Below are 16,975 nucleotides of genomic sequence, written 5' to 3'. Positions count from 1 at the left end.
TTTAAGTCAAACTTAAAAGTGAATACTTATGCAATATAAAACTTTTAAACTTTAATCTTAATCCCAAATTCCGTCTTCACATTCGCCCTGCACTTTTACGTTTTTTACCTTAAACTCTGGCTCTATGCCTTTGTCTCTTTGTGTGTGGTAGTCGTTAGTAACAGACAAAATAGTTGGCGTGAGCAATATAATAGCGATTACGTTAACCACTGTCATTAACCCTAATGCAATATCGGCTAAGTCCCAGACTTCTTTTAATGATGCCGATGCGCCCCAAAGCATCATTGATAAATAAAGTAATGTATAAATTGTGCGCCCTATTTTGTTGTCGAGCTTAAATAAATGCAGGTTACTTTCGGCGTAAGCGTAGTTGGCCACCACCGAGGTAAAAGCAAATAAGGTAATGGCTGCCGCAACAAAATATACGCCGCCTTGTGCTAAGTGTGCGGTCATGGCGCTTTGCGTTAAACGTATGCCTTCCATTTCGCCGCTAATATCTATATCTGCTAATAAAATAACAACGGCTGTACAGCTACAAAGTACAATGGTGTCAAAAAACACGCCAAGCATTTGTATATAGCCTTGTGTTACTGGGTGATTAGGAATCGGGCTTGCGCTTGCTGCAGCATGGGGCACACTCCCCGCGCCGGCTTCGTTAGAGTATAAACCACGTTGAATACCATTTTTAATGGCTGCGCCCATTGCACCTGCGCCGGCTTCTTGCAGGCCAAACGCTGATAAAAACACATCTTTGAGCATGGCAGGTACTTGCGGTAAATTTATAAGCGTTATAATTACGGCGGCGGCAACAAATAATATGCCCATTAATGGCACTACACGTTCAGCAAAGCGAGCTATTGCTTTAAAGCCGCCAAGTATAATTGAGCCTGCTAATACAGTAATAACTAAACCAGAGTAAAAGGTAGGTACTTCAAATGCATAGTTAAGTGCGTCTGTAATGGTGTTGGTTTGCATGGCGCTAAAGGTAAAGCCGTAACCTAAAAATAAACACGCGGCAAACACAATGGCAAAGGCACGGCTGCCTAAACCTTGCTGAATATAATATGCGGGGCCGCCTCTAAACTCGCCACTACTATCGCGTACTTTATACACCTGTCCTAATACACTTTCGGCAAAGCCGGTTGCCATGCCAAGTATAGCAATAACCCACATCCAAAATATGGCGCCGCTTCCGCCTAGTGATATGGCAACGGCTACCCCAGCTAAATTACCTGTACCTACTCGTGCACATAGCCCGGTACATAATGCCTGAAATGATGAAATGTCGTTTTTTTTACACTTGCTACTGCCTTTTAAAAGGCTAAACATGTGTTTAAATTTTATTAGTTGAATTGCTTTTAACCGTACCGAAAACCATATACCTGCAAACAGTAGTATGTAAATCAGTATTTGACCGTCTCCCCATAGTAGGCCATTTACACTTTTTACAACGGTATCGAACATGGGCTAATCCTTTTGTATTTATTATGTTTTTACTCAAACTTTTTAGAGTGTGAGGCATTTTATTATGCATGTTAGCCATAGATTAAGGCAGCTTAGCTGCCTTAAATATGTAGACTTAGTGGTAGGTTATTTACTTTTCAGGTGTATGCCAGCAATCATGCATCTAACCGAACCTCCCGCCGACTCTATGGTTGGTATAGGTAACGAAACAAGTTTAGCTGTTTGTTGTATTGCTGCTTTTTGTTCGGTTGTAAGTGCATTAAACGCCGTTTGTGAGAGTGCTAAAATACGGCCATTTGTACCTTGTAGCTCTATTGCGTTGCCGCAAAAGCTATTTATTTGCTCATTTGTTAAGTTGATAACTTCTAAATGGCTTTGTAAAAAATGGCTAGTTAATTGTTTATGCTGACTTATTGGCACCATATCTAGGCTGATCATGGCAAACTCTGTGGCTACACACATTAATACATTAGTATGATAAATCGCAGTACCTTGTTCGTCATAAGCATTAAATACAACAGGTTTGAGCTTAAGTTGTTCACACACTGTATCTACCACAGTTTTTGTAGTGCGCTTAGATTCTACTGCATAAGCAAGCTTATGTGGGTGATCAATAACAAGCGACCCGGTTCCTTCTAAGAATGCATTTTCTTTCACTAAAAATGAATAATCTGTCAGGGATGACACTTTATAGTGATTAGTCAAAAAATCAATAATATCTTTTCGATATTCTAATCTTCTGTTTTCTGCATACATTGGATAAACAACTAGCTCACCACTTTGATGTGTTGAAAACCAGTTATTAGGAAACACTGAGTCCGGCGTGTGTGTATGCTCATCTTCAAATAAATGAACAGTGACGCCTTCGTTTTGTAATAATTTAACCGCATTAGTAACTTCGTCAAAAGCGAGCTGACCCTGATTTTTTGAGTTACAGGTGCTTTGAAACGTGTTGTCTAACATAGTTTGTGGGTTAGATGTAAAGTGATGCGGTCGCACCATAACCACAGCGCTTGGTGCTTGCTTTATATAACTCATGCCACTTGCTCTTGCTTGGTTATGCTAGGTGTATCAGCCGTATTTAGTACCGAAAATAGATTACGGGGATCGGCTTGTTGTGTAATTAAATCAAGTAGTTCAAACTCACCCGCAGCCACCAGCGCGTCTTTAATATACACCAGCGCGGTAAAGTCTTCGCTTGCAAAACCTACCCCATCAAAAATAGTAAGCTCGTTGTTACTTGTACGCCCAGGTGCTTGTTTATTAATTACTTTATGAAACTCTGTTACGGCAAAGGTATCGCTCATTTGCTGTATTTCGCCCTCTATTCTGGTTTGCGGTTCGTACTCTACAAACACATTTGCGCGCGCTAATAATTGTGAATCAAGCTCTGTTTTACCAGGGCAATCGCCACCAATGGCATTTAAATGCACGCCCTGGGGGATCATATCGCTGGTTAAAATAGTGGCATTTTTTTTATCGGCTGTGCAGGTGGTAATAATATGCGCGCCTTGCACGGCTTCTTCTGCGCTATTGCATAGAGTTACATTTAAGCCATAGCCAATTAAATTGTTGTAAGCTTTTTGTGAGGCATTTTTATCAATATCGTATAAGCGAATGTGGGTAATACCTAATACGGCTTTAAAAGCGAGTGCCTGAAACTCAGACTGTGCACCATTACCAATTAATGTCAGCGTTGTTGAATTTTTAGGTGCCAAGTATTTAGCCACCAATGCTGATGTAGCTGCGGTACGTAGTGCAGTCAGTAAACACATTTCACTGATCATAACCGGATAGCCACTATCAACATCCGATAAAATACCAAAGGCCGCGACGGTTTGAAGCTCCTTAAAGGTGTTTTTTGGGTGGCCATTTACATATTTACAGCTAAACATTTTGCCATCGCTTACGGGCATAAGCTCTATTACGCCATCAGGAGAGTGCGCTGCATAACGTGGTGATTTATCAAATTCGTGCCAGCGAGCAAAGTCTTGCTTTAATTTTTGGGTGAGCTCTAATAGCACATTTTCTATGCCTACTTTATTTATAAGTTTAGCCATTGCCTGTACGCTAACAAATGGAACACCTTGTTTTGGCTGTACGATAAAGTGACTCATGTATACCTCTGTAATAAAAATATGAACTAATTGAAATAAGTTTATCGACTACAGATGCCAGTTAAAATGCCAATATTTTATACAAATGATATTATTTTTTATCATTTTGCTATGCTTTAATGTGCAAATTTAGTAATTTGTATCGAAAAATAGCGAGACTTTTTATGACCCCTTATATTTACGACTCATTAGATAACGCGTTAATAGCTGAATTAAGAAAAGATGGCCGTGCTTCTATTTCTGCTTTAGCTGATGTTTTAAAAGTGTCGCGCGGGACGGTACAAAACCGCTTAGACCGTTTGGTTTCATCGGGTGCTATATTAGGCTTTACGGTGCGTGTACACGAACACATAGAAACCGAAGCGGTAAGAGCAATAATGATGGTGGAAGTGGTTGGTAAATCGACGTCGCAGGTAATTAAAGCCATGCGCGGCATACCCGAGCTAACAAAGTTACATACCACCAATGGCGCTTGGGATTTAGTGGCTGAAATACAGGCGGCAAATTTAGGTGAGTTTGATGGCATACTCAGGCAAGTACGCGAAATAGAAGGCATTTTAAATAGCGAAACCAGTATATTATTATCATCTACTTAGGGTTTATTAACGCGATGTTTTATTTAAAGTATTTTAGGCAATACTCGGTTTATGTATTAGGTAATGGAGTAGGCAATGAATAAGCTTTCTATTCGGTATTATTCGCAAGATATAAAGCGCCACCAGCATAATTACCATCAACTCGTGTTACCCCTACACGGTGAAATACACATAACATTAAATAATGACTTTAAAACAACGGTTAGTACGGGTAGTTGTATCATTATAGAGAAAAACGTGGTGCATGCCTTTACGGCCGATGAATCCGCGCGTTTTATTGTGGCAGATTTAGACGCGCTACCTCAAAACCTTATTCATCTTTTATGCCCTAAAATCTCAATAGATAGCCGTTTATTAAGTTACTTACAATTTATAGAGCAGCAATTGCTTTTTGTTAACGACGACAAGCTTACTAGTTCAACCTTTGATTTATTTTACTTATTACTTTGTGAGCAAAGTAGCCACAGTAATATTGATAAGCGAATAGATAATGTAATAACCATTGTTAAGCAAAATTTAGCGTACCCCTACACGTTAAAAGAGCTGGCTGATATAGCCTGTTTAAGCGTTACGCAATTTAAAACTGTATTTAAAAAAAGTACCACTATGAGTGCACTGCAATATTTAACTATGTTGCGAATGCAGCACGCTCGCGCCCTTTTAACCCATTCAGACTTACCGATTGCTTTAGTAGGCGAGCGCATTGGTTATAACGATGCCTCTGCGTTTAGCCGCCGGTTTAATTTATACTTTGGGCAGCCACCTAAAGCATTTGCAAAGCAGTAATGTAGATAATCTAAACACGAGATAATAAATCAAGCTTAAGCATAACTTAGGTTAAATTGCGTCATAATAAACAATAGCACCGTCTTTTTAGCACATTTTTGAAAGCCTCAACTGATACACTTAGTAAATAGTATTTACGGAGGGTAATTAATGGCAACATACATAGGTTTTTTAGCAATATTTTCGTGGGGGCTTTTAGCTTTACTGGGTAATTTAACCAAAGCACTCCCGGCTTTTCAGTTACTTTTTATGTGCTTTGCACTCTCTTTTATTATTTTATTAGTAAAACGTTTTGCTTCAAAACAGCCATTATTAACCCCTCCTAAGCTTTCTAAAAAACAACTTATAATAGGTGTTACTGGCTTATTTGGTTTTCACTTTTGTTATTTTATGGCTTTAAAATACGGCCCTTTAATTGAGGTAAGTTTAATAGTGTATCTTTGGCCATTATTACTTGGTGTATTTGTGGCTACCCCAGGGTCTAAATTTAAAGCAATATTGGGCGGATTATTGGGGTTTTTAGGTACGCTTAGTTTAATTACCGATGGCAGTGGATTATCTATCAATAGTGAGTATTACTTAGGGTATTTTTTTGCAGGTTGCTGCGCGGTATTGTGGTCTAGTTATTCTTATTTAATGTCGCAATTTGATAGCCATGTAGATGACATAGGCTGGCTTTCACTTATTGTGGCAGTGCTTGCCCTTTTTGCACATTTTTATTTTGAAACAACCGTTATTAGTTTGTCTGTCTCACAATGGCTAGGTGCTATTTTATTGGGATTAGGCCCAGTGGGTGGTGCATTTTATTTATGGGATCATGGTTTAAAGTTCGGTAACCGATCGCTATTAGCCTCATTGAGTTTTTTAACGCCGGTGCTCTCTACCTTTATTTTAATACTCGCCTCGCAGGCTCCCTTTAGTTGGTCAGTATTTATAGCTTTAGCACTTATTTTATTAGGGGCGACGATTAGCAATAAAAAGCCATCGATAAGTTTAAAAAAAGCATAGTTTTAATTTTCCGAGGTATTTTACCAACGCTTAAACTTAAGTGGTAATTTAAGTTTAAGCGTTAATATACAGCTACGCTATGTAGCTGTGTTTATAATCATCCTGAGCTGGGTGATGGTTTTTTAAGTAGTTATGGCCTGCTGCTAAACCAAGTTTATAGTCAAATCGTAAGTCATCATTTGAGCTGCCTAATAACTTACTATAAAGCTTTTGATTTGCAAAAATTTGGATTATTTCTACATCTTTTGGTGGGTTAGCAATAAATGCTAACTCATCTTCGTAGGCTTGCTCATGTTGTAATAAGTAATCTATTGTTTTTGGGCAATAGCCAGATACTTCAACAAATGATTTTAATTTACTTATCCATGCTGATTGAGCCTGAAAAGCTTCATCAACGGTGCGTATAACCACAATTTTGCGTGCGCCACGATTATAGGCTTCGCGTACAGGAAGCGGTGCGGCAAGGCCACCGTCTAAGTAAAAATCAGACTCTGACTGTATCTCGGTTTTACCTAATTCATTTGCGGCTAATGCATTTAACCACGGCGTCAATTTTACACCTTGCTTATATAAAAATGGCAGTGCACTTGACGCTTTTAATAGCTCTCGCCATTGTTGGCCTTCCCCTGTTGGGGATAAAAAATAAGGTTTGCGATCACGGGCATTAGTTGCGGTAATTAATAGCTCACGGTCACCTAAACTGGCTTTTGCGGTTTTAAAATCAAGCGCTCTGTTCACTTCGGTAGTTTTATCAAAGTACCAATCTAGGTCAACAATATGTTTGCCCATTAGGCCGCGACCTAATTGAAAAAAACGTTTATGACGCGAAAGGCCTCTGATCAGGCGTTTAGCATAGCCTTTTTGACGTGCCAAATAGCTCGTTAAGTTTTGAGAGCCTGCAGATGTGCCAATAAACAAGTCAAATGGATCATACTCTTGCTCCAACCAAGCATCGAGTACACCCGCGGTAAATATCCCTCGTTGTCCGCCACCTTCTGCTATCAGCGCTACTTTTGGCTGCACTGAGTCGTTGCATGAATGGGGTGTCGTACTGTTTTGAGATTTCACGCTTTACCTTCCTATTTATTTAGCTGAATTGTGTTGCATACCCTTATAATAATCGCTCAATATTCATAATTAAAATTGATTGTTTAAATCAGTTCTATTGAAAAAACAGAACAAGCTTTTTCATTGCCACTTTTTAAAATAATGTAAAATGGCCCCGACGTAATCAACTTTAATCTGTTTAATAGCATAACAAGCGTTGAGTGTACGCTTGCTTAACCAATTGCTTATCCGTGTTTTATTTGCATTAAAATTTCAAGCGCCTTATGGCGTTTTTCATTATCAAATAAGTCATTGGTGAATATAAGCTCATCGACCCCTAATTGATTTACGATCATTTCTAACTTGTGTTTAATACTGGCTGGCCCACCGGTAACACTTAACCCTAAAAAGCTCTCAACATGAGCGCGCTCTTGTTCGCTCCACAAACCTTCCATTGTTTCTACTGGGGGTTTTAACCACAACTCGTCGCCTCTAATTAACGATAGCACTCGCTGCTTGGATGTAGTTGATAAGTACTGTGCTTCTTCATCTGTATCGGCAGCCACTAAAGGTAATGCCAACATGACATAAGGCTTAGCTAATACACTTGATGGTTTAAATTCTCGTTTATACAAGGCTACTGCATCATGCACAAAACGCGGTGCAAAGTGCCCCGCAAATACATAGGGTAATCCTTTTTGTGCAGCTAACTGCGCACTAAATAAACTTGAACCTAAAAGCCAAATGGGAACATTGGTGTTTTCACCAGGTATTGCTCGCACGCGCTTAGTTCCCTCATAAGGGCCTAATAATGTTTGTAACTCGCTCACTTCATTAGGAAAGTTTTCAGCACGGCTGATATCGTTATTTAATGCACGACTTGTCACAGGATCGCTACCTGGGGCGCGCCCTAACCCTAAATCAATTCGATCTGGGTATAAACTTTCTAAGGTGCCAAATTGCTCAGCAACAACTAAAGGAGCATGATTAGGTAACATAATTCCACCCGACCCTACGCGTATTTTTTTAGTGTGACCGGCTATGTGCCCCACCAAAATTGAAGTAGCCGCACAAACAATCCCAGGCATATTGTGATGCTCGGCTAACCAAAAACGATTAAAACCGAGTTCCTCAGCTTTTTGCGCATAGGCTGTACTTTTATTTAAGGTGTCACTCACAGTGGCACCTTTAGGCATAGGCGCCAGTTCTAATAACGAAAAAGGAATGGTTGATAACAAAGTAGCACCTCCAAATTAAATAGCGATTTATGGCGCGTTAACCATAAATAATGAGTCTACGGTAAGAGATGGGGGGACATTACAGTCAATTCAAGGCGCCTTGCCTTTTAAAAGCTAAATAGCGATGTGACTGAACAACAATTAAGTTAGCTATTTTTAGCAGCAGCGTGTTGACGCTTTAGTTTATACGCCTCTGAATCAAGCCCTTTTTTCCAATAGCCCGATGCAACAATTTGACTGCGCGGTATAGCTAATTCATCAGTTAATATGGTTTTTGCTTTACGGACTAATCCGGCTTCAAGTGCCATAAATACAATAGGTTGTTGCTCACTAAGTGGTAGCGATTTTAATGCGTTTATCATATCTGTATCGGGGTTATTTGTTATTAACCAAGTTACATCACGCGAGGAGTCTAAGCTAATCACATCATCTTTTGTTGGTGCATGAATAATCGCGTCAATTTTTGCGTTTATAGGCAATTGTTGCACGTAGCCTTTAATTGCATTAACCGAAGTTAAATCGCCAAGTAATAGATAATATGAATGATCATAGTTATCCAACTTTTTAGGGCCTGGCCCTGCTATACCCACTTCATCGCCTACTTTTGCTTCTTTAGCCCAATTAGTGGCTGGACCTTGGTGCATATTTATCACAAAGTCGAGGGTAAGTGCACCAGTGTGCTCATCAACATGTCTTATAGTGTATGAACGCATACACGTAGTTTTAATATTAAAGTCAACGAGGCCATTTTGTGGAATAAGCACCTTAACGTAGTTACCAATGTATTGGGCACTCAGGTCGTTAAACTCATCTGAGCCAACAATAATGCGTTGTAGATGTGGGGTTATTTGCTTTGTGCTTAATACGGTTGCTTTGCGTACTTTTTTACCCATATAAATTTACCTCATTAAAAAAGATGAATTGCACAACGCCCCATTGGTTGATAAAATCAACTATAACAATTTAATTGACTTTGTCAACTATAATGGAGTTATTATGAACTCATCATTGGCCAATACATTATTTGCTTTAATGCAAAATTATCGCGTTACCATACGCGAAGCCATTAATGCAGGTGAGCTTGGGTTAAACGCGATGCATGTGCGTTGCCTGCATATTATTGCAGCGACACCTCAGTGCACTGCTAACGATATTGTGAATCAAACCCAACGCGACAAAGCCCAAATAGCACGGTTAGTGAAAGAACTGCTCGCGCTAAACTTAATTCATAAAAATGCCAGTAAGCATGACAAGCGTTGTTTTATTCTGTCGTTTACCGCACAAGGGTGCACGCTTTACGACAAATTATTAAACGCTGAGCAGCATGTAAATGCGCAAATGTGTAAAAACTTAAACCCACAGCAAATCAATGACTTTTTACATACTGCCCAACAAATGATCAAAAACATGGATTGATCTACCATTCATTACTTGGCATAACTGATACAAAACGCATATACTGTACACTTATACAGTATATGCATTTTAGGTTGTGTTATGTTTGTTATTCCCATTTATATAGAGGCCGGTGTTTGCGGGTTTGAATCGCCTGCAGCACAATATACAGAGCTTGGCGTTTCACTTGATGAGTTATTAATAAAGCATCCTGATGCCACGTTTATTGGGATAGCGTCTGGGTGCTCTATGCAAGAAATTGGTATTTTTGAGGGCGACTTACTGTTGGTTGACCGTGCAGAAATACCAAAAGATGGCGATGTTATTGTGGCTAACTTAAATGGTTTATTTGTATGTAAGCTGCTTGATAAGACCAATGCACGCTTGCTATCAGCCTCTTCTGCTTATAAGCCGGTGCAATTGACTGAGTCAGATGAGTTTCAGCTTGAAGGTGTGGTAACTCGCTCTATTAGGCTGCATCGCCAAAGCCCTGAGTTACTTTCATGTATGCCTTAGTTGATGCCGTTGCTTTTTATGCCAGTGCAGAAAAAGTATTTGATCCGGCTATTCGCTCAAAACCTGTGGTGGTGCTTACCAATAATGACGGCTGTGTGTGTGCGGTCTGCCCAATTGCGCGTAAGCTTAATATTCCTAAATTTGGCCCTTACTTTAAAGTTAAGCAGTTACTAGAACAAAACAATGTGGTTGTACGCTCTAGTAACTATGAACTATACGCTAATTTAAGCGACCGGATGATGAGTGTAATTGGCCGCTTTTGTGACACCCAGCATGTTTACAGTATCGATGAATCGTTTTTACACTTTAATGGTTATCAACCTTTAATTAACGATTGGCAAGCATATGGGCAACTAATTAGGCGTACTGTATGGCGCGAAACCAAACTCCCTGTTGGGGTTGGCTTTGGGCCAACACCGACCTTAGCCAAAGCCGCTAACCATGCAGCTAAAAAACTAACTGGCTTTAATGGTGTTGCAGTGATTGACGATGAAGTAAGTCGCCGCACTATTTTGCAACGAATGCACTGCCAAGATGTTTGGGGGGTGGGCAAACGTTTAGCTAAAAAGCTGGCTCTCATGGACATTCATACCGCGTGGCAACTGGCTGAGCAAAGCCCAAAAACAATTCGCCGCCAATTTAGTGTGGTGCTTGAGCGCACAATTAACGAGCTCAACGGCATTACCTGTTTAAACTGGGATGATGTACGCCAAGATAAACAAGCTATTTTTTCAACTCGTAGTTTTGGTCAGCGACTTTGCGACCCCGATGCAGTTAAAACCGCCCTAATAAATCATGCTAGTGTAGTTGCACAAAAATTAAGAGCGCAACAGTCGCTCACTCATCGTATTTATATTTTTGCTGCCAGCTCATCACATGAACACGCCTTTTATAAAAAGTCAGTTATGCATCAATTTGATCCGCCTACTAACGATACTCGCGTTATGGCCAATGCGGTATCAAAGAGTTTTGAGCAAATATATCAACCGGGAATTCGATTTTATAAATGTGGTGTGGGCGCATTAGAGCTCAGCCTGCAGCAGTTTCAACAACATCATTTATTTGATAAGCAAACCGATAACCCGCAGTTAATGAGCTGTTTAGATGCTATTAATCATAGATACGGTAAAGGAATGCTTAGCGTGGCGAGCAGCCAATTAAATGATCATTGGCATATGAACAGGGCTTTTTTATCGCCGCAATACACGACTCGTTGGCGTGATATTCCAAAAATACAGTGTTAGTCGGCAACTTTAATAAATTCACATTCTACACTCGGATTGTCCAATGTGTATTTAAGCGTATTGCTGGTTAAAAAAGTAATGCTTTGTTTAATCGTTCCTTCATGGATAGGATTATCACAGCGGCTCATGCGTAAGCTATTTTCTAGGCCATCTGTTTTATATTTTAGCGAGCTGGTAATAAAACAATAATTTGGTTTTTCAATCGTACGAGTACCATTGTGTAAGGAGTTAAACAAAATCTCTTTGCCTAAGCTAAAACCTTGCTCAGGATCTTCAGGGTTATTAAATTGTAATCGGCTATTAGTACATAACCCAGAATTACTGGAGGTCACTTCGTAATTACCCAGCTTAGTTTGTAACAGCGGAATAAAGCGAGTTTTATTACTTGGGCCTGCTACTGCATAGCAGCTAAAAAGGCTTATGGTAAGTAAAACCAGTGTGAAAAATTTCATTATAGGCTCTATCCTCGTGTATCAAATATGATCAAGCACTGTGACTATGCTTAGCTATTTCTAACTATAACAGAGATTTACTATAAAAGATGTGAAGTCGTTATACCATAAACACGTCTTTAAACTGTATTTAAAAATACGTAGCTCACAGCAAATACGATTACATTTTAAAACAGTTCAGTTAGTGAAATAAGAGGATGTGAAGGATAGCGCAAGCTGTATCAAAACCTAAGCAACATAAAATGCATTACCCCTAACCCAAAGTAATGCATTAATAGTCAAAAGTGAGCGATTACTGCCAATACTTAGCAAATAATTGCGGGTAATTTTGTTTTAAAAACTTAGGTTTGTCTTTAAAGCGCTTACCTTTAGGTTGTTCAAGCCCTGAGGGGATAAAGGGTAACTCATCGTCATTACGTTCTTCATATAACAAACCTGCAATTAGGTCATACTCATCTAAATACGGGTAAGGTTGCTCGTTTAAAAAATAAAGTGGTGTGCACTGTGCAAGGCTATCGGGGTTTTCTAACGCTGCTTTAAATACCGCTTCACCCCGAGAAATTAGCCAACAACGAAATTCAGAAAAACCATATTCATCATTACAACCAGCTATTACAAACGCCGCACCAAATAAATCCCAAGTATAACTTTGGCGCATACAAATACTAAACTGTTTATCAAATTCAATAAGCTGCTCGTCGGATAAATCACTCAATGCAGCCTTAAGGGATTGGCATACAGACTCAGGCTCTGCGGTTCTGTCGTTTACAGTTACCAATCGCCAAAAATCAGTTAAGGTTAAATCGCTCATGCAATGATCTCTTTTACCCGACCTACTTGACCATCTTCTAACTGTACTTTAATACCGTGCGGATGATTAGGTGACTTAGTTAATAAACGCGACACAATACCAATGGTTAAAGTACCACTGCGTTGATCTTGTTTAAGCACAATATTAACCTCAGTGCCGGGTGTTATTTGTGAACGTGTTGGAACAGCCATATATAATCTCTTTTGCTATTTTTGGGGATTATAGCCTGCTTAATAAAATCACTCCATATTAAAGCTTTTAAAGGCCCTATAAATGCATAATTCAAGCTAATGTGAAGAATAAACAAAACCCATCGTACACATTATGGCTGCTTAGAAAATGAAATGGCATTGGCTTTAATATGTATGTTCAAGCTGGCTAACGCATTACAAATAAGCTGCTCAATGTAATCAAACTGATTTTTTTGTTTAGCCTGCTCTAGTGCAATATCATCAATAAAATAACAACTTACTTTAAACTTAGAAGGTAAATTGTTTAAGTCTGCTGAATGGGTAAGAAAGCTAAAGTCCTCCACAATATCTTTTATTTGCTCACAAGCGAGCGTTAATTGCTGACGAATACGTTTATCTAGCTGCTTTTGGGTTTTGGTCATCGTTTATTGCTGCTCGCGAGCTTGTTGTTCTTTAAATTCTTTGTAACTGTCTTGCTGCTGTTTAACACACTCATGGTATTCCTTATCTGCCATGTGGCTGCATTCACCCAACCGCGCTGATTGAATTTCATGGTAGCGGCTATCGCTGCTACATCCCGCTAACACCAATAATGCGGATAACGAAAATAGATATTTTAACTTATTATTTAACATTCAAAATTCCTACTATTTTAACGGGAAAACTACTGATTTTCGTTATTTTTGCTGTATATTGCACTGGTTTTGTATTTATAACCGTTAAGGGCACGTTATGATGTTGTCGCAGTTACAAGAGCTGTTCCAGCGTATCGATAAAAGTAAACTATTTCAATCATTTGTTATTGCAGTTATTGTTGTTTCTGCATTGACCGTGGGCGCACATACTTATTCATTGCACCCAACCGCCGAACTCGTTCTACATTGGATGGATATAGGCATAACGGTGTTTTTCTTAATTGAACTGATTATTCGCTATATTGCCAGCAAAGGTATCAAGGACTTTTTCTCCAAAGGTTGGAACATTTTTGACTTCATTATCGTGATCGGAAGTTTATACCCCGCGGCAGGCTCTACTATTTTTATTGCTCGACTGCTGCGTATTTTCCGCGTGTTACGATTAGTCTCAATGATCCCAGAACTGCGCTTATTAGTAAATTCGCTAATAAAAGCAATACCGCAAATGGGCTACATCGCACTACTCATGTTCGTTATATTTTATATTTATGCCGCCACTGGCAGTATGTTGTTTGCTGATATAAATCCGGTACTTTGGGGCGATGTGTCTATTTCTATGCTCACCCTGTTTAGAATAGCCACCTTTGAAGATTGGACTGACGTCATGTACGAAACCATGGCCGTGTACAAATTAAGTTGGATTTTTTACCTAACCTTTATCTTTTTAACTGCATTTGTGTTTTTAAATATGATGGTTGGCGCTATTTTAGAAGTGATGAGTGAAGAGCATCGCAATGCACGAGAAGAGCAAGCCGATATAGACTCACTCCCTGCCACCCAAGGCCAAGTAAACGAATTAAAAGCACAACTAGCAGAGTTAAAAGAACTACTTAAAAATAAGTAGCAGGGATAAAAAGGGCATGCATTTGCTTGCCCTTACACTTTAAATTTACCCACCAACACCGTTAAAATTGACGAAAGACGATTCATTTCGTTGCCGTTCTCACTGGTGGTCACGGCAATATCACTCACCTCATCAGCCGCATTTTTAATTTCAGTAACATTGCGGTTTATATCTTCAGCTACATGTTGTTGCTCTTCAGCAGCGGTGGCTATTTGGGTATTTAAATCGCTAATATGAACGATAGATGCCGTGATCTCACTAAATTGTTGCTGCGCCGAATGCGCAAGCTCGACAGTTTTATTAGTGGTTTCTATACTGCGTTGCATATCTTTAGAAACTTTAGATGACATAGTGCGTAGTTTATCAAGCTGTGAAGCCACTTCTTCGGTTGACTCAGCGGTTCGTTGCGATAACGCGCGCACTTCGTCGGCCACCACAGCAAAGCCGCGTCCGTGCTCACCGGCACGTGCAGCTTCTATTGCAGCATTTAAGGCCAATAAGTTAGTTTGTTCTGAAATACCGCGAATAACACTGAGTATCGACATAATGTTTTCGCTTTCAGTATCTAGCTGAGTAATATCTGCTGAGGCATTGTTTATTACCTCACATAGCTGAACCACACTTTCCACAGTTTGTGTAATAACCGATTGCCCCAAGTCTGATGCTTGCTGTGTTTGAACAGCCAAATCCGCTGCATTTGCACAACTGCTAGACACTTCGTTTGCGGTGGCAGCCATTTCATTAATAGCCGTAGCTGCCATCTCTAAAGCTTGTTGCTGTTGGCTGAGGAGCTTGTTAATTGTGCCGCTTGCGATGAGGTTTGTGATGAGGTTTTACTTACATTTTGCGCGCACTCATTAATTTGAGTTACCAGCTCGCTGATCAAGTTTAAAAATAAATTAAAGCTATTAGCCAGTTTAGCGGTTTCATCTTTGGTTTTTATTGTTAAGCGTTGGGTTAAATCACCGCCACCTTGCGATATTTCAGTTAAGCCATCACTCACTTCAACAATAGGGGCTGATATTAATTTAGAAATATAACTCGCTATAGCAACAAATACGGCAATTAATATCGCACTAATAACCAATATGGTATAAGCCATGATATTCGCCGTGCTCATCACTTCGGCTTTCTCTACTACCCCAATAAACTTCCAGCCTAAGGTAGCAGAGGTATGAATATTAGCCATATATTGTTTACCATCTATCTCTACATCAAACAGCCCTTGGGTATTTTTAGCTAAGTCGGCGTATTTTCCCCCTCAAGATCTGCTAAGTTTTTAAATCGGTAATCTGGGTGTTTAACATCCACCAGCACACTGCCACTATCTTCAATCAACATTAAATAACCGGTTTCGCCTAATTTAATATCGGCAATAATATCGGTAAGCCCGCCTAATGATACATCCATTCCTTGGGCGCCAATTAATTGCCCGTTATCAATAATCGCTTTAACCGTAGTTATACGATGTTGCAACGTAAAATTATCACGCCTATTTTACAAAAAAAACTTGCTATATTCAGGTATGAGAGATGGTAAAGCGATCATCTAGCTACAATAAATTTATTTGTGCTCATTACTCTATCCCAATAATCATTATGATATTGAACTATAATTGGTTTAACGGAATTTTAAGGTAGATTATGCCGTTATCTTCGGCGGGAGGTGGGTTGCCGGCTCTAATATTCATTTGAATAGCAGGTAAAATTAAGCGAGGCATAGGTAATTCTTCGTCACGGCTATCGCGCATTTGAACAAACTGCTCTTTGCTTATTTTAGTCTTTACATGAATATTTGTTTCTTTTTGTTCTTTTACTGTGACCGCAAAACGGTGATTTCGTTTTTCAGTCGGATAATCATGGCATACATAGATTGTTGCCTCATCGGGCATCGAGAGTAGTTTTTGGATTGAATCGTATAATGTTTCAGAGCTACCACCTGGAAAGTCGCACCTTGCAGTGCCTACGTCAGGCATAAAAATCGTATCACCAACAAAAATGGCCTCTTCATTTATAATGTAAACTAAGTCGGCGGGTGTATGCCCCGGTGTGTGCATTACTCGTATCGATAACTGGCCAACATTAAAACTATCTCCATCTTTTAATAGTCGGTCAAAATCAGCCCCATTGGGTAAAAATTCTTTTTCAAGATTAAATAGCGCCTTAAAGCTTTGTTGTACCGTTTTGATATGTTCACCTATGGCGATTTTAGCACCAAAGTGTTTTTTAAAATAAGGAGCTGCAGAGATATGATCGGCATGAGCATGTGTTTCGAGAACCCACTCTAATGAAAGAGAATGGCTTTGAAGGTACTCGCCGATTTTTTTGGCGCCTGATTCACAGCTGCGACCTGATTTATAATCAAAATTTAAAACGGGATCAATCAAGATTGCTTGCTGAGAGTTACTATCAGAAACAACATAACTAAAGGTTTCGCTATCGTCATCAAGAAATGTGTGAACATGAAATTTACTGTGCATAATATTCTCCAATAAGTCTGAACTCATCACTTGAATTAATAAAAATGACCGGAAGCAATAATATAAACGTTGGTAAAGGCCATGAAGATATT

The 16,975-nt window shown here is 39.5% G+C and carries 22 protein-coding genes; 7 read left to right on the top strand and 15 right to left on the bottom strand.

What is annotated here, in order from left to right:
* Window positions 1-57: 57 nt before the first annotated feature.
* The 3 genes from CWC14_RS04570 to ocd all read right to left on the bottom strand — a co-directional run bounded on the left by CWC14_RS04570 (window position 58) and on the right by ocd (window position 3,581).
* Window positions 58-1,464, bottom strand: a complete 1,407-nt coding sequence (locus CWC14_RS04570) for an alanine/glycine:cation symporter family protein (RefSeq protein ID WP_138561532.1) — start codon at window positions 1,462-1,464, stop codon at window positions 58-60.
* 126 nt (window positions 1,465-1,590) lie between these two features.
* Entirely contained in the window at window positions 1,591-2,502 is a 912-nt protein-coding gene (gene ctlX, locus CWC14_RS04565; protein WP_138561530.1) for a citrulline utilization hydrolase CtlX, read from the bottom strand.
* Window positions 2,499-3,581, bottom strand: coding sequence for an ornithine cyclodeaminase (gene ocd, locus CWC14_RS04560; protein WP_138561528.1), 1,083 nt, complete (start codon window positions 3,579-3,581; stop codon window positions 2,499-2,501). The genes ctlX and ocd overlap by 4 nt, the downstream gene beginning before the upstream one ends.
* Window positions 3,582-3,745: 164 nt before the next feature.
* Between ocd and CWC14_RS04555 the strand changes: the two genes are divergently transcribed.
* From CWC14_RS04555 to CWC14_RS04545, 3 genes are all read left to right on the top strand, one after another.
* Window positions 3,746-4,177 (top strand): Lrp/AsnC family transcriptional regulator, encoded by a 432-nt coding sequence (locus CWC14_RS04555; protein WP_069439756.1) that lies wholly within the window; start codon window positions 3,746-3,748, stop codon window positions 4,175-4,177.
* A 75-nt stretch (window positions 4,178-4,252) separates the two neighbouring features.
* Window positions 4,253-4,963: an AraC family transcriptional regulator gene (locus tag CWC14_RS04550; protein ID WP_138561526.1), complete on the top strand. Its 711-nt coding sequence runs from the start codon at window positions 4,253-4,255 to the stop codon at window positions 4,961-4,963.
* A gap of 150 nt (window positions 4,964-5,113) precedes the next feature.
* Window positions 5,114-5,971: a DMT family transporter gene (locus CWC14_RS04545; RefSeq protein WP_138561524.1), complete on the top strand. Its 858-nt coding sequence runs from the start codon at window positions 5,114-5,116 to the stop codon at window positions 5,969-5,971.
* Window positions 5,972-6,043: 72 nt separating this feature from the next.
* On the opposite strand, the gene CWC14_RS04540 is transcribed toward CWC14_RS04545, so the two are convergent.
* The 3 genes from CWC14_RS04540 to CWC14_RS04530 form a co-directional block, all read right to left on the bottom strand.
* Entirely contained in the window at window positions 6,044-7,039 is a 996-nt protein-coding gene (locus tag CWC14_RS04540) for a patatin-like phospholipase family protein (RefSeq protein ID WP_069439753.1), read from the bottom strand.
* A 224-nt stretch (window positions 7,040-7,263) separates the two neighbouring features.
* Entirely contained in the window at window positions 7,264-8,256 is a 993-nt protein-coding gene (locus CWC14_RS04535; RefSeq protein WP_138561522.1) for an LLM class flavin-dependent oxidoreductase, read from the bottom strand.
* A 146-nt stretch (window positions 8,257-8,402) separates the two neighbouring features.
* On the bottom strand, window positions 8,403-9,149 hold the full coding sequence (locus CWC14_RS04530) for a siderophore-interacting protein (RefSeq protein ID WP_138561520.1): 747 nt from the start codon (window positions 9,147-9,149) through the stop codon (window positions 8,403-8,405).
* Window positions 9,150-9,252: 103 nt separating this feature from the next.
* On the opposite strand from CWC14_RS04530, the gene CWC14_RS04525 reads away from it, so the two are divergent.
* From CWC14_RS04525 to CWC14_RS04515, 3 genes are all read left to right on the top strand, one after another.
* Window positions 9,253-9,672: a MarR family winged helix-turn-helix transcriptional regulator gene (locus CWC14_RS04525; protein ID WP_036954740.1), complete on the top strand. Its 420-nt coding sequence runs from the start codon at window positions 9,253-9,255 to the stop codon at window positions 9,670-9,672.
* Between the two features lie 81 nt (window positions 9,673-9,753).
* Window positions 9,754-10,167: a LexA family protein gene (locus CWC14_RS04520; RefSeq protein WP_013463339.1), complete on the top strand. Its 414-nt coding sequence runs from the start codon at window positions 9,754-9,756 to the stop codon at window positions 10,165-10,167.
* Window positions 10,155-11,411 carry a Y-family DNA polymerase gene (locus CWC14_RS04515; protein WP_036954743.1) on the top strand — a complete coding sequence of 419 codons (1,257 nt, stop codon included), beginning with the start codon at window positions 10,155-10,157 and terminating at the stop codon, window positions 11,409-11,411. The genes CWC14_RS04520 and CWC14_RS04515 overlap by 13 nt, the downstream gene beginning before the upstream one ends.
* On the opposite strand, the gene CWC14_RS04510 is transcribed toward CWC14_RS04515, so the two are convergent.
* The 5 genes from CWC14_RS04510 to CWC14_RS04490 all read right to left on the bottom strand — a co-directional run bounded on the left by CWC14_RS04510 (window position 11,408) and on the right by CWC14_RS04490 (window position 13,500).
* On the bottom strand, window positions 11,408-11,863 hold the full coding sequence (locus tag CWC14_RS04510; protein ID WP_008468096.1) for a hypothetical protein: 456 nt from the start codon (window positions 11,861-11,863) through the stop codon (window positions 11,408-11,410). The two genes, CWC14_RS04515 and CWC14_RS04510, sit on opposite strands and share 4 nt — an antisense overlap.
* A 292-nt stretch (window positions 11,864-12,155) precedes the next feature.
* A complete protein-coding gene (locus tag CWC14_RS04505; protein ID WP_013463337.1) occupies window positions 12,156-12,674 on the bottom strand; it encodes a DUF4240 domain-containing protein in 519 nt (172 codons plus the stop codon).
* Entirely contained in the window at window positions 12,671-12,865 is a 195-nt protein-coding gene (locus tag CWC14_RS04500) for a YwbE family protein (RefSeq protein ID WP_036954748.1), read from the bottom strand. The genes CWC14_RS04505 and CWC14_RS04500 overlap by 4 nt, the downstream gene beginning before the upstream one ends.
* A gap of 131 nt (window positions 12,866-12,996) precedes the next feature.
* The gene (locus tag CWC14_RS04495) at window positions 12,997-13,287 is read right to left on the bottom strand and encodes a hypothetical protein (RefSeq protein WP_008468099.1); all 291 of its coding nucleotides are present in this window, start codon (window positions 13,285-13,287) and stop codon (window positions 12,997-12,999) included.
* Between the two features lie 3 nt (window positions 13,288-13,290).
* Entirely contained in the window at window positions 13,291-13,500 is a 210-nt protein-coding gene (locus CWC14_RS04490; RefSeq protein WP_008468100.1) for a hypothetical protein, read from the bottom strand.
* Between the two features lie 100 nt (window positions 13,501-13,600).
* Here CWC14_RS04490 and CWC14_RS04485 point away from each other — a divergent pair, with 100 nt between their 5' ends.
* Entirely contained in the window at window positions 13,601-14,404 is an 804-nt protein-coding gene (locus CWC14_RS04485; protein ID WP_024601010.1) for an ion transporter, read from the top strand.
* A 32-nt stretch (window positions 14,405-14,436) separates the two neighbouring features.
* Here the strand turns inward: CWC14_RS04485 and CWC14_RS19680 are convergent, their stop codons facing one another.
* From CWC14_RS19680 to CWC14_RS04475, 4 genes are all read right to left on the bottom strand, one after another.
* The gene (locus tag CWC14_RS19680; RefSeq protein WP_235190259.1) at window positions 14,437-15,165 is read right to left on the bottom strand and encodes a methyl-accepting chemotaxis protein; all 729 of its coding nucleotides are present in this window, start codon (window positions 15,163-15,165) and stop codon (window positions 14,437-14,439) included.
* Window positions 15,166-15,167: 2 nt separating this feature from the next.
* On the bottom strand, window positions 15,168-15,593 hold the full coding sequence (locus CWC14_RS19675) for a HAMP domain-containing protein (RefSeq protein ID WP_249928696.1): 426 nt from the start codon (window positions 15,591-15,593) through the stop codon (window positions 15,168-15,170).
* Between the two features lie 50 nt (window positions 15,594-15,643).
* Window positions 15,644-15,880, bottom strand: coding sequence for a PDC sensor domain-containing protein (locus CWC14_RS19670; protein ID WP_036954751.1), 237 nt, complete (start codon window positions 15,878-15,880; stop codon window positions 15,644-15,646).
* 133 nt (window positions 15,881-16,013) lie between these two features.
* Complete coding sequence (locus CWC14_RS04475; RefSeq protein ID WP_016900184.1) at window positions 16,014-16,883, bottom strand: MBL fold metallo-hydrolase; 870 nt, start codon at window positions 16,881-16,883, stop codon at window positions 16,014-16,016.
* Between the last annotated feature and the right edge of the window lie 92 nt (window positions 16,884-16,975).

The sequence above is a fragment of the Pseudoalteromonas sp. S3260 genome (genome assembly GCF_005886925.1).
Taxonomy (GTDB): Bacteria; Pseudomonadota; Gammaproteobacteria; order Enterobacterales; family Alteromonadaceae; genus Pseudoalteromonas; species Pseudoalteromonas tetraodonis.
The sequence above is the reverse complement of the archived record's forward strand: the minus strand, read 5'-3'. Positions and strand labels throughout refer to the sequence as shown.

Excerpts from the sequence above, each read along its gene's own strand:
- CWC14_RS04555 (WP_069439756.1), top strand. The coding sequence starts at position 3,746 with ATGACCCCTTATATTTACGACTCATTAGATAACGCGTTAATAGCTGAA.
- CWC14_RS04545 (WP_138561524.1), top strand. The coding sequence starts at position 5,114 with ATGGCAACATACATAGGTTTTTTAGCAATATTTTCGTGGGGGCTTTTA.
- CWC14_RS04485 (WP_024601010.1), top strand. The coding sequence starts at position 13,601 with ATGTTGTCGCAGTTACAAGAGCTGTTCCAGCGTATCGATAAAAGTAAA.
- ctlX (WP_138561530.1), bottom strand. The coding sequence starts at position 2,502 with ATGAGTTATATAAAGCAAGCACCAAGCGCTGTGGTTATGGTGCGACCG.
- CWC14_RS04530 (WP_138561520.1), bottom strand. The coding sequence starts at position 9,149 with ATGGGTAAAAAAGTACGCAAAGCAACCGTATTAAGCACAAAGCAAATA.
- CWC14_RS04500 (WP_036954748.1), bottom strand. The coding sequence starts at position 12,865 with ATGGCTGTTCCAACACGTTCACAAATAACACCCGGCACTGAGGTTAAT.
- CWC14_RS19675 (WP_249928696.1), bottom strand. The coding sequence starts at position 15,593 with ATGGCTAATATTCATACCTCTGCTACCTTAGGCTGGAAGTTTATTGGG.
- CWC14_RS04550 (WP_138561526.1), top strand. The coding sequence starts at position 4,253 with ATGAATAAGCTTTCTATTCGGTATTATTCGCAAGATATAAAGCGCCAC.
- CWC14_RS04490 (WP_008468100.1), bottom strand. The coding sequence starts at position 13,500 with ATGTTAAATAATAAGTTAAAATATCTATTTTCGTTATCCGCATTATTG.
- CWC14_RS04510 (WP_008468096.1), bottom strand. The coding sequence starts at position 11,863 with ATGAAATTTTTCACACTGGTTTTACTTACCATAAGCCTTTTTAGCTGC.
- ocd (WP_138561528.1), bottom strand. The coding sequence starts at position 3,581 with ATGAGTCACTTTATCGTACAGCCAAAACAAGGTGTTCCATTTGTTAGC.
- CWC14_RS04515 (WP_036954743.1), top strand. The coding sequence starts at position 10,155 with ATGTATGCCTTAGTTGATGCCGTTGCTTTTTATGCCAGTGCAGAAAAA.
- CWC14_RS04520 (WP_013463339.1), top strand. The coding sequence starts at position 9,754 with ATGTTTGTTATTCCCATTTATATAGAGGCCGGTGTTTGCGGGTTTGAA.
- CWC14_RS04525 (WP_036954740.1), top strand. The coding sequence starts at position 9,253 with ATGAACTCATCATTGGCCAATACATTATTTGCTTTAATGCAAAATTAT.
- CWC14_RS04475 (WP_016900184.1), bottom strand. The coding sequence starts at position 16,883 with ATGCACAGTAAATTTCATGTTCACACATTTCTTGATGACGATAGCGAA.
- CWC14_RS04505 (WP_013463337.1), bottom strand. The coding sequence starts at position 12,674 with ATGAGCGATTTAACCTTAACTGATTTTTGGCGATTGGTAACTGTAAAC.
- CWC14_RS04495 (WP_008468099.1), bottom strand. The coding sequence starts at position 13,287 with ATGACCAAAACCCAAAAGCAGCTAGATAAACGTATTCGTCAGCAATTA.
- CWC14_RS19680 (WP_235190259.1), bottom strand. The coding sequence starts at position 15,165 with ATGGCAGCTACGGCTATTAATGAAATGGCTGCCACCGCAAACGAAGTG.
- CWC14_RS04570 (WP_138561532.1), bottom strand. The coding sequence starts at position 1,464 with ATGTTCGATACCGTTGTAAAAAGTGTAAATGGCCTACTATGGGGAGAC.